Below are 13,160 nucleotides of genomic sequence, written 5' to 3' on the forward strand. Positions count from 1 at the left end.
GGCCGGTGCGCACGCGCCAGAGCCACGAGACGGGCATTCACCGTAGCGAGTATGAATAGCGTCAGGAAGGCGACGATATAAATGGCAACGAAGGTCAAAGAGAACGAAGAAGCGGAAGTCGAACGCGACGGCGCAAGCGACGGCCCTCTTCTCGATCTTTCCGATGACGCGGTCAAGAAGATGATCAAGGCCGCCAAGAAGCGCGGCTATGTGACGATGGACGAGCTCAACGCCGTCCTGCCTTCCGAAGAAGTGACGTCCGAACAAATCGAAGACACGATGTCGATGCTGTCGGATATGGGCATCAACGTCATCGAGGATGAGGAAGCCGAGGAATCCGGCGCTTCCGGCGGCGATGACGACGACAGCTCTGATAATGACGACAGCGAAGGCGGCGAACTTGCGCCTTCCGGCGGCACCGCGCTTGCGACCGCCAAGAAGAAAGAGCCGACCGACCGTACCGACGATCCGGTGCGCATGTATCTGCGCGAAATGGGTTCCGTCGAGCTTCTGTCGCGCGAAGGCGAAATCGCCATCGCAAAGCGCATCGAGGCTGGCCGCGAAACGATGATTGCGGGCCTCTGTGAGAGCCCGCTGACCTTCCAGGCGCTGATCATTTGGCGCGACGAATTGAACGAAGGCACCACGCTCCTGCGCGAGATCATCGATCTCGAAACCACCTATTCCGGTCCGGAAGCCAAGGCTGCCCCGCAGTTCCAGAGCCCCGAGAAGATCGAGGCTGACCGCAAGGCTGCCGAAGAGAAGGAAAGGACCCGGCGTTCGCGTTCCGGTGACGACGATATTACCGATGTGGGCGGCGAAGGCATGCCTCCGGAAGAGGAAGAAGAGGACGAGGATGAATCCAACCTCTCGCTCGCCGCGATGGAAGCGGAGCTCCGCCCGCAGGTCATGGAAACGCTCGACATCATCGCCGAGACCTACAAGAAGCTGCGCAAGCTGCAGGACCAGCAGGTCGAGCAGCGCCTTGCCGCGACCGGCACGCTGTCTTCCGCCCAAGAGCGCCGCTACAAGGAGCTCAAGGACGAGCTTATCAAGGCCGTGAAGTCGCTGTCGCTCAACCAGAACCGCATCGATGCGCTGGTCGAACAGCTCTACGACATCAACAAGCGGCTCGTGCAGAACGAAGGCCGCCTGCTGCGTCTGGCTGAATCCTACGGCGTCAAGCGTGACTCGTTCCTGGAACAGTATCAGGGCGCCGAGCTCGACCCGAACTGGATGAAGTCGATCGGCAATCTGGCCGCCCGCGGCTGGAAGGAATTCGCCAAGAGCGAAAACACGACGATCCGCGACATCCGCCAGGAGATCCAGAATCTCGCAACGGAAACCGGCATCTCGATCTCGGAATTCCGCCGCATCGTGCACATGGTGCAGAAGGGCGAGCGCGAAGCGCGCATCGCCAAGAAGGAAATGGTCGAAGCGAACCTTCGCCTCGTCATCTCCATCGCCAAGAAGTACACGAACCGCGGCCTGCAGTTCCTCGACCTCATTCAGGAAGGCAATATCGGCCTGATGAAGGCGGTCGATAAGTTCGAATACCGCCGCGGCTACAAGTTCTCGACCTATGCGACGTGGTGGATTCGTCAGGCGATCACCCGCTCGATCGCCGATCAGGCCCGCACGATCCGTATTCCGGTGCACATGATCGAAACGATCAACAAGATCGTTCGTACCTCGCGCCAGATGCTGCATGAAATCGGCCGCGAGCCGACGCCGGAAGAGCTGGCCGAAAAGCTTGCCATGCCGCTCGAAAAGGTCCGAAAGGTCCTGAAGATCGCCAAGGAGCCGATCTCTCTCGAAACCCCCGTGGGCGACGAAGAGGATTCGCATCTCGGCGATTTCATCGAGGACAAGAACGCGCTCTTGCCGATCGATGCGGCCATTCAGGCGAACCTGCGAGAGACGACGACCCGCGTTCTGGCATCGCTGACGCCGCGCGAAGAGCGTGTTCTGCGCATGCGCTTCGGCATCGGCATGAACACGGACCACACGCTCGAAGAAGTCGGTCAGCAGTTCTCGGTCACCCGCGAACGTATCCGCCAGATCGAGGCGAAGGCGCTGCGCAAGCTCAAGCATCCGAGCCGCTCTCGCAAGCTGCGCTCGTTCCTCGACAGCTAAAGCGTCAACGAGGATCGAAATCAGAACCCGGTCAGCCTTGCTGACCGGGTTTTTCTTCGTTCACAAGGGCGGACTGGATTAGCCCATTGGGACATATCTAGCCCGATTGATGGTTCCCGCATTGCTTGTCCCCGTGGAGTGACAGGCTTATAATTTCGGTTGCGGGGGGAGAGAGCGGTCGCGGCGTGCGAGCGGTATCATGCGCCGCGTGATCGTGGCCTCCGCCGGGAGGTGCAGCATGACCACGTACATTCTGCTGATAAACTGGACCGATCAGGGCATCCGGAGCGCGAAGGACTCTCCCAAGCGGTTGGATGCGGCAAGGAACTTGCTCGGCAGCATGGGCGGTTCCTTCGACAAGTTTTACCTCACCATGGGCGAGTACGACATGATTGCCGTCTGCGAGGCGCCTGATGACCGCGTGATGGCGCGCTTCACGCTGTCTCTTGCTGCGGCCGGCAATGTGCGCACGAAAACCTTGAAAGCATTTCCGGAAGTGCATTATCGCGACATCATCGCGTCGCTCACATAGGCCAGGATGGCCGATAATTGGTGATGAGCCAGATGCGGCGTTGCGGTTGTCCTGCGGCGCTGGCAGTGTCGCTGCGCCTTGAACCCAGAGCATGGACTTGCCTTGCCGATGGAACATGCCGGCCTGTTGCAGAGAGGAAAGTTCGATCCGGCCTTGCCGGTATCGCTCGTGCTGCATCTTGCCATCATCGTGATCCTGCTGGCTTTTCTGCCCGATGTGCAGCCGGTTCATGCGCCGCCGGAAGATAGTGTCGACGTGGAAGTTGTCACGCCGCCGCCGACTGCCGCACCATCGCCACCGCCTGCTGTCCAGCCGTTGCCGGACAGACGTGAGGATAACGCCAATGCTGCGGCAGAGGAGGCGGCATCGGCACAGTCGCAGACTGCATCGAGGGAGCCCCTTCCGTCACTGCCTGTGGTGCCGAAACCGGTGATATCGGGACCGCCGCAACTGACCCAGGCAAACGAACTGTTTTCGGCAAAGACGCTTTCTAGCCCGCGCAGCCGTCAGGCGCTTAAGATGCTCGCAACATTGTCGGGCGGAGAGCGCAACCTGCAGCTCTGCAATCTCGAAGCGCTGGAGCAGATCAACCGATCCCGGCCGGGATCGAAGGCTGATCTCCTCGCTCCCTATGCCATGAAGCCGGAAAGGGTCAGCGGCAGCAGTGTCGAAGTCGTGGGCGGGGCTTTTCGCAGCAAGCGCAACTGGTTCAGCATCCGCTTCCATTGTGAGGTCGATCCCGCAGGAAAAACCGTCACCGCCTTTGCTTATGCGATCGGCGATGCCATTCCGAAAGAAGAATGGCAGGACCACAACCTAGTCGCCGAGGATGGTGAGGACGATCAGTGAACCTGGAGTGGTGGCCGCGATGGGGCATCATCACAAGGTTTTTTCCATTTGTGGCTTGATGCTGCCGGTTTTAAAGGCCACATCGCTGCTGTGACAGAAGAAGAAGTCGAACCGGCGGATAATGCCGACCACGAGAAGGAGCACCAGGAGCCTCGTGTTCGCTGGGGTGTCGTCGCGTCCGTGCTGGTGCACGTGCCCATCGTCGCGCTCCTCATATTCGGTCTCCCCAAGATCCAGGCGCAACCGGCCGAGGACGAGAGCGTGAAGGTGGAACTCGTCCCGCCGCCGGAGGAGAAGAAGCCGGAGGAAAAGCCGAAAGAGGAAGAGAAGCCGAAGGAGCAGGCAAAGGCTGAACCGCCACCTCCACCGCCGCCACCTCCGCCGCTGGCTGAGAAAGCTCCGGGGCAGGCAAAGCCGACGCCTGTACCGACCGTGCGCGCCGTGACCGAGTATGGCGATAGGAACAGCGGTCCCCAGAAATCGATGGCGGGGAATTCCTCGCAGGGCGAAGCGAAACCTGCCGGGACGCCACCGCAGCATGATACCGTGCCTGACCAGCCTCCGGCCGCGGCTGCGGCAGAAAAACCGCAGACTGAAACGCCTCCGGCAAAGCCCGTTCCCGATGATGTGAAGCTACCCGAAACTATCGTGGCTGACGTTTCCCCGGAGAGGAATGCGTCGCTTTCGGAATTGTCCGGCGAAGCCAAGACGAGCATCGAGCAGGCCAAGCCGCCCGAGTTAAAGCCTTCGGAAACGCCTAAAATGGAGCCTTTAAAGGATGAGCTACCTGAAGCCAAAACCTTGTTTTCACAAAACGACAGTGATGACCCTGTAGCGAGAACGGCAATAGACGGCTTGCCGCGCGGCCAGCGTATACGTCGGCTTTGCGCCAGTGAACTGCAGGCCCAGCTTATCCATGGTTCGCCGAGTTATCGTCCGATTGATTTACCGGCCAAGACAGTACACAGCGGCACCTTGCTCAGTATGGATCAGGTCGGCTTCAGTACAGCGAACGGCTGGTATGAAATTCGCTATCGTTGCGAAGTGGATGAGAATGCGACAAAAGTTGTATCGTTTGCCTTCAAGGTCGGTGACCGGATCCCGCGCAGCCAGTACGAGAAATACGGCGTTCCTGAATAGGGATGCGATACTCGATGCTTGTTCCCCTCCCGAAACAAGCCACGCGCAAGGAACCATCTCTATCGTTTTCCTATGCCCGTTATGGTACGGTAGCGAAGGGACAAATGATATGTCGAACGAGATCGAGCACTTCTTCGAGCGTCAGGAAGAAGCTGTCAGTCTGATGTTTCTGGAACACAAGGCAGACGAGCTGACCGACATTCTGGTCGCGGCCCTGGAAGAGGCTTTCGAAATTCTCCTCGAAAGCGCTCCAGCCGAAACCTTCCACTAAGGCGCCACCACCGGCTCTCCGGCAGAGCTTCTTCCCATTACAGGATCGTCATGGTCGTTCCGCTTCAGGAGGATGGCAGGCTTCCGGTTTCGCTTCGGAGCCATCTTGGCGGCTATGAATGGCGGCGCGATGCTCTCGGCCGTTCCTCGGCTTGCGTTTTCCGACTGGAGGCCGAAAGGCGTCCCGGGCTTTATCTGAAGGTCGAGGAGGCGGGGGCGTTTTGCGAGCTTGCTGACGAGGCCGAGAGGCTCGTCTGGCTTGCGAGCCGCGGCCTTCCATGCCCCGAGGTCATCACCCACGAGAGCGATGGCGAACGCAGCTTCCTCTTGATGACGGCGTTGCCGGGCGCCGATCTTGTTACGGCCGCAACGCTGCTGCCGGAAGAGCGCGTCGAAGTCCTCGCCTCCGCACTCAGCACACTCCACAGCCTGGATGTCAGTGCCTGCCCTTTCGATCATCGTCTGGACAGTCGCCTTGCCGCCGCCGAGGCGCGCATGCGGGCAGGCGTTGTCGATGAGGCGGATTTCGACGAGAAGCGGCTCGGCAAAAGCGCCTTCTTCCTGTTCGGCGAATTGCAGCGGCTACGGCCGGCAAGCGAGAATCTTGTCATTGCGCATGGCGATGCCTGCCTGCCGAACTTCCTGGCAGCAGATGGACGGTTTGCCGGTTATATCGATTGCTGCCGCCTTGGCGTTGCCGACCGCTATCAGGATATCGCGCTTGCCTGCCACAGCATCGCCTATAATTTCGGCGAGGAATTCGTGCGGCTGTTTCTCAATACCTACGGCCTGTCGATCATCGATCCCGTGAAGATGGACTATTATCAGCTTCTCGACGAGTTCTTTTAAAGCGATTCCAGCAAAAGTGTGCAGCCGCTTGCCCGGTCCGCCATCGGCTGGCAAAGTCGGCTGCGAAGGAGATTGCTATGGCAGCCAGCCAGTTCAGGATGCTGAACTCGTCAGTGCCGGGCGTGGAGGCCGTGGTGGCGACGACGGGCCATCGTTTCGCGCGCCATACGCATGAGCAGTTCGGCATCGGTCTACTCTTCTCGGGTGCGCAGAAATCGCTGAGCGGGCGCGGCATGGTCGAGGCGGAAGCCGGCGATCTCATCACCGTCAATCCGAATGAGGTGCATGATGGCTCACCGATCGGCGAGGCGCGCTCCTGGAGTATTCTCTACTTCGATCCCGCCGTCATGGATGGTCTTGCACGCGAAGTGGCAGAGGGCGGGGTTCGCCGCTCGGAGATTCCGCGACCCGTCATTCACGACAGACAGCTCGCCGACCGGTTCCGCGCGCTGTTTTCTGCCGTCACCGGCAATGAGGAGCGGTTGCGCTGCGAGGAAATGCTGCTGTCAGTCATTGCCGATGCGATGCGCGAAACAGTAATGGGGGAAATGCCTGAGAGGGTACCGCATTCCATCGCCTATGCCCGCAGCTTGATCGACGATGATCCGGCCGCCGAAACTTCACTTGCCGATCTGGCGCGCGAAAGCGGGCTCAGCCGGTTTCAGGTGCTGCGCGCCTTTGCGAGGGCAACGGGTTTTACGCCGCATGCCTATCTCGTTCAGGCGCGTGTGCATCTTGCCCGCCGGCTGATCGCCCGCGGCGCGCCACTGGCGGAGGCGGCTTTCGAAAGCGGCTTTGCCGACCAGAGCCATATGACGCGCGCTTTCGTGTCCCGCTATGGCCTGACACCCGGTGCCTATGCGCGCGGTCGTTCCTGAGCGCTTGCAATTTCATTCAAGACGTCAGGCCTCTCAACCTGTTTCCTTCTGCCGTCTCGAAAGGAGCGGCAGATGAGCAGGGAATTTCAGGGTTATATCTATCTCGCACTGGCTATGACGACGGTCGGCAGCACAGTGATTGCCAGCAAGGTCATCGCCTCCGGGGTGCCGCCCTTTACGGCGACGGCCTTGCGTTTCGCGGTGGCCTTTCCTTTTTTCCTTTTCCTGATGCGCTGGACGGGATCGCGATTGCCGCGGCTTTCCGGGCGGGACTGGCTGATCCTCGTCACGCAGGCCGGCGCAGGAAGCGTCGGATATACGATCTTGCTGATATCAGGCCTGTCGTTGACGTCAGCGGCCAATGCCGGCGTCATCATCGGGACGCTGCCTGTCGTCTCTGCGGCAATTTCTATCCTCGTGCTTGGCGAGAGGCCGCAGCGTTTCCTGCTTCTGGCAATCGGGCTTGCGGCAGCAGGCGTGTTTTCCATTGCCTTTTCGCCGGTTGCGGGCAGCGGGTCCCTTGTTGGTGATATGCTGATTTTTGGCGCTGTTATCTGCGAAGGGCTATTCATTCTGCTCAACAAGCGGCTTGGCACGGCGATTCCGCCATTGACGCAGTCGGCGCTCATGACGGCCATCGGCTTCATCGTTGCCGGTGTGCCGGCTCTGTTCGAGCATCATGATATCGGCATCGCTTCGCAACCCGCTTTGCTCGCGGTCGTCTATTACGCGCTGGTGCCGACCGTCGGCGGCTTCATACTCTGGTATGCGGGAGCGGAGCGCGTCAGCGGCGCTGAGGCCTCTCTATTCACGGCCATCGCACCAGCTACAGCTGTCATTTTCGCCTTCCTGGTTCTTGGCGAGGCGATCGGCTCCAACCAGATTTTCGGGATCGCCTGCGTATTGGCGGCGGTCATTGGCCTTGGCCTCACGAGCCTGCGCCGGACGGCGAGAAGCTAGGCGCGGCGGAAGACGTCGCGATACTCGCGTGGCGTCATGCCGGTCTGCGTCCTGAATTGCCTGTTGAAGTTTGCGAGCGAGCCGTAGCCGACCGCATCGGCAATATGGCCGACGGGCTGGCTGGTGGCGGAGAGGCGAGCGCAGGCGTCGCCGATGCGCATGCGGATCAGATAGTCGGAGACGGTGGTACCCGTGTGGCGACGGAAGAGCCGGTGCAGGCCGGAGACGCTGAGGGCTGCGATATCGGCCAGCTCTTCCAGGCCGATCGTGCGGGCGTAATGCAGATGCAGGTGGGTGAGAACCCGGTCGATGCGCTCACGGCTTTCCTGCAGTTCCGGGCTCTGGCCGGGCGTGCTGGCAAGCGCGGATGCCTGCCGGTCAGTGGCAATCCGGCCGAGGATATTCAGAAGGGACAGCAGCCGTTCGGCGGGTGGTTTTGAAAAGACCGCCTCGATTTCGCTGCGCACAGTGTCCGCCGTTTCCTTCGAAAATTGCAGCCCTCGATCGGCGCGCGACAGCATCGCTTCGATCGGGGCGAGCTCGACCGCGCCCGCCGTCACGTGACGGATCCAGTCTGGATGAAACCAGAGAACCAGCGCGATATGCGGGGTGGTCTCGTCATATTTCGCGCGGGATACCCAGGTGTGCGGCAGGTTGGGGCCGACGAGCACAAGGTCGCCGTCCCCGTATTCCCCGGTATGATCGCCGATGAAGCGCTGGCCGATGGAATTCAGCGTCAGGGTCAGCTCGAATTCGGGATGGTGGTGCCACTGGAAAGGAATCGCGTCATCCAGCCGCCGGTTTAGCATGCTCCAGGACGCATCGGCATGCCGTGGCAGGATTTCGAGATAAGGCCTCATCGGGCGCCTTTCAGATCATTGACGCCAGAATAGTATCATAATTTGCCAAGGTGGCACAACATGTGCCGCGAGGCGCGGCTACACTCCCATCATCGCCTGAAACCACAGGAATGGATCAAATGATGGGAGGATCTCATGGAACTGGCAGTGAAACGCGACGCTCATCCGACGGCCTCGTCGGTTACCACCCAACTCAAGGACATCAAGAAGAAGCTGCCGCTGCGGGTGCTCTCGGAGGCGGACTGGCAGCACTGGATCACCAAGGGCTATGTGATCGTTCGCCAGGCCGTTCCTGCGGACAATGTCGCGCGGCTTGTGGACGTGCTCTGGCGTTTTGACGAGAAGGATCCGAACGACCCTTCCACCTGGTATGCGCCGCAGCGCCGCGAGCACAAGATGAAGGAGCTCAACAATACCGGCATGCTGGAGATCTACAATCACCAGGCGCTCTGGGATAACCGGATGGAGAAGCGCGTCTATGACGTCTTCGTCGATATCTGGGACCGCGAAGACCTGTGGGTGACGATCGACCGCGCCAACCTCAACCCACCGAAGAAGGTGAAGGGCAATCCCAACGGTTTCATCCACTGGGATGTCGATACGTCCATCCGGCCGCTGCCGATCGGCGTGCAGGGCGTGTTGAGCCTCAAGAAGCAGGACGGCGATGTCGGTGGCTTCCAGTGCGTACCCTATCTCTTCGAGCATTTCGACGAATGGGTGAAGACGCAGCCCGAGGACCGTGATCCGATGCATCCCGATATGACCGGCCTTTCCGTCGTCAATATCGACATGGAGCCGGGTGACCTGATGATCTTCAATTCGCTGCTGGCCCACGGCGTTCGCCCGAACCATTCGGATAACCGGGTGCGCATGGCGCAATATATCTCCATGCATCCGGCCGAATACGACAATGCGGAGGAGCGTGAGGAACGGATCCGCCTGTGGCGGGAACTCGACCATCCCAAGCGCGATGCCTTCCCGGGCGATCCGCGCGAATGGGAAAAGCACAATGCCAAGACCGCCGAGCTGACGCCGCTCGGCCGCAAGCTGCTCGGCCTCGACCGCTGGTAAGACGATAGAAAATCACAAGCCGCGGAGGAGAACGCTTCCGCGGCTCTTTCATCATCGGCGATATGATCGCGCGGTCCGGCACGAATCCGCCAATGCTGTCCCTCATCCACACATCTGCGGGTGAAATCCGCCGAGAACGAGGAAGGGACCGCTGACCCCTTGGGATGGCCATTTGCCTACCCTATCTCTTTCGGAGAAATATCAATCCGGAGATGACATCCATGTCAGGCAAGCCGATCAAGATTCCCGGACCGGATCATCCGATCACCGTCGAACACAATTCCTCCCGCGTCGTCGTCAAGCTCGGCGGCCGCGTGATCGCCGATACGCATGATGCGCTGACGCTTCGCGAGGCTTCCTATCCGCCGGTGCAGTATATCCCACGGAAGGACGTGGATATGTCGCTTCTGGAGCGCACCGACCATGAGAGCCATTGCCCCTATAAGGGAGATGCCTCCTATTACAGCATTCCTGATGGCGGCGAGCGTTCGAAGAATGCGATCTGGACGTATGAGGCGCCCAATCCCGCCGTTGCCAACATCAAGGGCCACATGGCCTTTTATCCTGATAGGGTCGATTCCATCGAAGAGCTGCCGTCGCCCGAAGCAGGGCAGTTCTAAGGGATAACTTGACTTCCACCTTCTGATCTATCGCATCGGGAAAAATGATGCTGGACGCATAAGCGTATTGGGTTAATATGAATCCTCCTCAGGTTGCAGTATTCTCGTCGCGCGCGAGGATACTGCAGGCCGGGGACCTCATGAAACTGGATCAGGTGGAGCTTCGCTCCGAAGTATTGGATATCCGTATCGTGGAGGGCCTCGGCGATGGTTCTTTCAATCTTGAATTCGATGTCTTTCGCAGCGACGGATACGTTCTGATCCTCCTGGAAATACTGGCGGGCAGAGGCGATTTCCTTGTTCAGGGTTTCGATGAGGAAAATAGTGCCGCCTCTTCACTCCGGGGCCGGCAAAGGGTCTACATCGTAAGACCTGTTGAAGCTGATCGAAGGATTGCTGTCGGCATGTTCGCGGCCATCAACAGCAAGGTCCGGGCGACGATCGCCTGCTTCAAGCGGAAGATCGTCAATATATCAGGGGAATTGTCCTGTCCGCTGTGCCGGGCGCTCTCCAAAGTGCTCGTTGCTTCGGCACTTGCCTGGATGGGTATTCCTTCTCCGGACATTCAGGATGCGGCTGAGATTTCCACCACTCCCTCTGTCGAGCAGATGAGGAAGCTTCTAAGCGGCACGGCGACCATAGGCAGTTCGCAGAACGAACTGCTCGCTCTTGTCGGCCCGGATTTGCGTTCGGCAATCCTCGATGTCATGGAGGAGACCATTTGGCTGCTCAACATGCGCGACCAGTTCTATACCGCCGCGTGCTAGATCGTCGGGCTGCTGTCAGCTTTTGACGCCGGATGACATGCGCGGGTGCGTCAATGCCGTCAATTTGCTCTTCATCGGCACTTCAAACCAGCTCGGCGAGTTCGAATCCGGCATGCTTGCCGGTGTGGTCGGTCCGGTTGCCGCCGGCATTGTCGGCGGGTCGGTACGATCGCCGTCGTGCTTTTGTGGACGCGGTTTTTCCCCGATCTCCTCAAGGTGAAGACCTTCAGGGCTGATGGGCTCTCATCTCCTTGCCGCGGGCGTTAATTGACGCGGCAATGTCGGATGTGACCGGCGTCGAACGTCCTTCGGACGTTAACGCAAGAGGAGAAATGCAATGTCTTATGTTGATGGTTTCATCGTCGCCGTTCCCCGCGAGAATGTCGATGCCTACAAGGAATTCTCCGCCTATGCCGGGTCGATCTGGAAGGAATATGGCGCGCTCGAATATGTCGAGTGCCTCGGCAACGACGTGCCTTACGGCGAACTGACCTCATTTCCACGCGCTGTCATGGCCAGGGATGACGAGGTGGTGGTCTTTTCGTGGATCCTCTACAAATCCAAGCAGCATCGCGACGAGATCAATACCAAGGTCATGGCCGATCCGCGCCTTTCCAGCGACAAATGGAAGATGCCATTTGACGGCAAGCGCATGATCTACGGCGGTTTCGAGGAACTGCTGCGGCTCTAGTTTTGGCTCGTTTCCATTGACTTCACAGGCAAGGCGCGCCACCTCGCAGGGACAATTTGCGACGGAGTCCGCCTTGCCCCAGACAACAGTAACACTTTCCACCCGCGGCCAGGGCCTCTACGAATTCACCGATCAGGCCAATGCTTTCGTGCGCCAGTCCGGCATCGAGGAGGGGTTGCTGACGGTCTTCGTGCGTCATACTTCCTGCTCGCTGCTCATCCAGGAAAATGCCGATCCCGATGTGAAGACGGATCTCAATAGCTTTTTTCGCCGCCTTGTGCCGCCGTCTTCCGACCCGTCCATGCGCTGGGTCGTTCATACGGCGGAGGGGCCGGACGACATGCCTGCCCACATCAGGGCGGCGCTGACGCAGGTTTCGATCGGCATTCCCATCAGCCATGGCCGGCTGGTGCTCGGCACTTGGCAGGGCATCTATCTCTTCGAACACCGTGACCGCCCGCACCGGCGCGACGTGGTCCTGCATCTAAGCCCATGATCTCATTAACAGTTCTGAATGCCAACTGAATGGGCGGTTCGAACGGCATTCAGCTTCACGCGTTTAGTCTCGAGACAATCCCAAACGGGAGATCGATGAAACACCACGAGGAGACAACCCCAATGTCGCATTTCCTTGCCAAGGCTTCACTTGCCGCACTGCTCGCTCTGTGCTCCATCCCGCTTGCGGGTTCTGCCGCTTTCGCCGCGCCGCAGACGGATTTCGTCGTCAAGGCGCAGTACTACCGTCCGCCGGTTCGCGGCTGCTCGCCGATGGAGGCCATCCGCAAGGCCCGCTATTCCGGCCTGCGTAACGTGCGCATTTCCAACATCACACCGCGCCGGGTCGTCGTTGCCGGCCGGGATCGCCGTGGCTGGGACCGCATGACCTTCGCCAACGTGCGCGGCTGCCCTGTCATGTACCGCTAATTCCATCGGCCGGAGCCGGGAAAACCTGCGCTTCGGCCATTTTGCCTTGACCGCGACACTTTAGACCGTCTTCTCTCGGGACTGTATGTAAGTGATTCCGAAGCAGGCTTCGGCAATTGCCTGTGCGGCTACTAACTACGAGGATCTTTTTCATGATGCAGTTTCTGGTGAAGGCGGGGCTTGCGGCTCTTCTTTCCGCTGCTGCGCTGGCTGGCACCGTTGTGCCGGCTTCCGCACAGGTGAATATCATTATCGGCGAACCGGACCGTGGTCCGCCGCCGCCGGATTGGCGCCGCCCGCCGCCACCGCCGCCGGGATACGGCCGTCCGCCTATGCCTCCGCCGGGTTATGGTCGCCCGCCAGGTTACGGTCGTCCACCGCGTGGCGTCTGCGATCCGCGCATGGCGGAAAACATCGCCGAGGATTACGGCCTGCGCCGTACGCGTGTCGTCGATGTCACGCCACGCCGTGTCGTCGTGCAGGGCTGGAGCCGTCGCGGCCCCAACCAGATGACCTTTGGCAACGTTCGCGGTTGCCCGCTCCTGCGCCGCTGATATCGGCGTACGATCTTCACCAAGAAAACCGCCCCTGCTGTCTGCAAGGGCGGTTTTTT

At 59.9% G+C, this 13,160-nt stretch carries 16 protein-coding genes and 1 pseudogene; 16 read left to right on the top strand and 1 reads right to left on the bottom strand.

What is annotated here, in order from left to right; all coding sequences use genetic code 11:
• Nucleotides 1-81 precede the first annotated feature (81 nt).
• From rpoD to FHT87_RS16520, 8 genes are all read left to right on the top strand, one after another.
• Nucleotides 82-2,136: an RNA polymerase sigma factor RpoD gene (gene rpoD / locus FHT87_RS16485; protein ID WP_183803278.1), complete on the top strand. Its 2,055-nt coding sequence runs from the start codon at nucleotides 82-84 to the stop codon at nucleotides 2,134-2,136.
• A gap of 238 nt (nucleotides 2,137-2,374) precedes the next feature.
• Nucleotides 2,375-2,668 carry a GYD domain-containing protein gene (locus FHT87_RS16490; RefSeq protein ID WP_183731370.1) on the top strand — a complete coding sequence of 98 codons (294 nt, stop codon included), beginning with the start codon at nucleotides 2,375-2,377 and terminating at the stop codon, nucleotides 2,666-2,668.
• Between the two features lie 108 nt (nucleotides 2,669-2,776).
• Complete coding sequence (locus FHT87_RS16495; protein ID WP_246699628.1) at nucleotides 2,777-3,517, top strand: DUF930 domain-containing protein; 741 nt, start codon at nucleotides 2,777-2,779, stop codon at nucleotides 3,515-3,517.
• A gap of 48 nt (nucleotides 3,518-3,565) precedes the next feature.
• Nucleotides 3,566-4,657, top strand: coding sequence for a DUF930 domain-containing protein (locus FHT87_RS16500; RefSeq protein WP_183803284.1), 1,092 nt, complete (start codon nucleotides 3,566-3,568; stop codon nucleotides 4,655-4,657).
• 109 nt (nucleotides 4,658-4,766) lie between these two features.
• Nucleotides 4,767-4,928, top strand: coding sequence for a hypothetical protein (locus FHT87_RS16505; protein ID WP_183731361.1), 162 nt, complete (start codon nucleotides 4,767-4,769; stop codon nucleotides 4,926-4,928).
• A 50-nt stretch (nucleotides 4,929-4,978) separates the two neighbouring features.
• The gene (locus FHT87_RS16510) at nucleotides 4,979-5,776 is read left to right on the top strand and encodes an APH(3') family aminoglycoside O-phosphotransferase (RefSeq protein WP_183731358.1); all 798 of its coding nucleotides are present in this window, start codon (nucleotides 4,979-4,981) and stop codon (nucleotides 5,774-5,776) included.
• Nucleotides 5,777-5,853: 77 nt separating this feature from the next.
• Nucleotides 5,854-6,654, top strand: a complete 801-nt coding sequence (locus FHT87_RS16515; protein ID WP_183731355.1) for an AraC family transcriptional regulator — start codon at nucleotides 5,854-5,856, stop codon at nucleotides 6,652-6,654.
• Between the two features lie 72 nt (nucleotides 6,655-6,726).
• On the top strand, nucleotides 6,727-7,614 hold the full coding sequence (locus FHT87_RS16520; RefSeq protein WP_183803286.1) for a DMT family transporter: 888 nt from the start codon (nucleotides 6,727-6,729) through the stop codon (nucleotides 7,612-7,614).
• Here the strand turns inward: FHT87_RS16520 and FHT87_RS16525 are convergent.
• Nucleotides 7,611-8,474: an AraC family transcriptional regulator gene (locus FHT87_RS16525; protein ID WP_183731349.1), complete on the bottom strand. Its 864-nt coding sequence runs from the start codon at nucleotides 8,472-8,474 to the stop codon at nucleotides 7,611-7,613. The two genes, FHT87_RS16520 and FHT87_RS16525, sit on opposite strands and share 4 nt — an antisense overlap.
• 135 nt (nucleotides 8,475-8,609) lie before the next feature.
• On the opposite strand from FHT87_RS16525, the gene FHT87_RS16530 reads away from it, so the two are divergent.
• The 8 genes and pseudogenes from FHT87_RS16530 (at nucleotide 8,610) to FHT87_RS16560 (ending at nucleotide 13,101) form a co-directional block, all read left to right on the top strand.
• On the top strand, nucleotides 8,610-9,545 hold the full coding sequence (locus FHT87_RS16530) for a phytanoyl-CoA dioxygenase family protein (RefSeq protein WP_183803289.1): 936 nt from the start codon (nucleotides 8,610-8,612) through the stop codon (nucleotides 9,543-9,545).
• 221 nt (nucleotides 9,546-9,766) lie between these two features.
• On the top strand, nucleotides 9,767-10,165 hold the full coding sequence (locus tag FHT87_RS16535) for a DUF427 domain-containing protein (protein WP_183803292.1): 399 nt from the start codon (nucleotides 9,767-9,769) through the stop codon (nucleotides 10,163-10,165).
• A 140-nt stretch (nucleotides 10,166-10,305) separates the two neighbouring features.
• Nucleotides 10,306-10,932 carry a hypothetical protein gene (locus tag FHT87_RS16540; RefSeq protein WP_246699613.1) on the top strand — a complete coding sequence of 209 codons (627 nt, stop codon included), beginning with the start codon at nucleotides 10,306-10,308 and terminating at the stop codon, nucleotides 10,930-10,932.
• Nucleotides 10,933-10,948: 16 nt separating this feature from the next.
• A pseudogene (locus tag FHT87_RS31235) lies at nucleotides 10,949-11,199 on the top strand (hypothetical protein); the annotation flags it as partial.
• Nucleotides 11,200-11,269: 70 nt separating this feature from the next.
• Nucleotides 11,270-11,623, top strand: a complete 354-nt coding sequence (locus FHT87_RS16545; protein WP_183803298.1) for a DUF1428 family protein — start codon at nucleotides 11,270-11,272, stop codon at nucleotides 11,621-11,623.
• Nucleotides 11,624-11,696: 73 nt separating this feature from the next.
• Entirely contained in the window at nucleotides 11,697-12,119 is a 423-nt protein-coding gene (locus FHT87_RS16550) for a secondary thiamine-phosphate synthase enzyme YjbQ (protein WP_183803301.1), read from the top strand.
• 122 nt (nucleotides 12,120-12,241) lie between these two features.
• A complete protein-coding gene (locus FHT87_RS16555) occupies nucleotides 12,242-12,547 on the top strand; it encodes a hypothetical protein (RefSeq protein WP_183803304.1) in 306 nt (101 codons plus the stop codon).
• A 152-nt stretch (nucleotides 12,548-12,699) separates the two neighbouring features.
• Nucleotides 12,700-13,101 (top strand): hypothetical protein, encoded by a 402-nt coding sequence (locus tag FHT87_RS16560; protein ID WP_183803307.1) that lies wholly within the window; start codon nucleotides 12,700-12,702, stop codon nucleotides 13,099-13,101.
• The last annotated feature ends 59 nt before the right edge of the window (nucleotides 13,102-13,160 follow it).

The sequence above is a fragment of the Rhizobium sp. BK316 genome, from assembly GCF_014193695.1.
GTDB lineage: Bacteria > Pseudomonadota > Alphaproteobacteria > Rhizobiales > Rhizobiaceae > Rhizobium.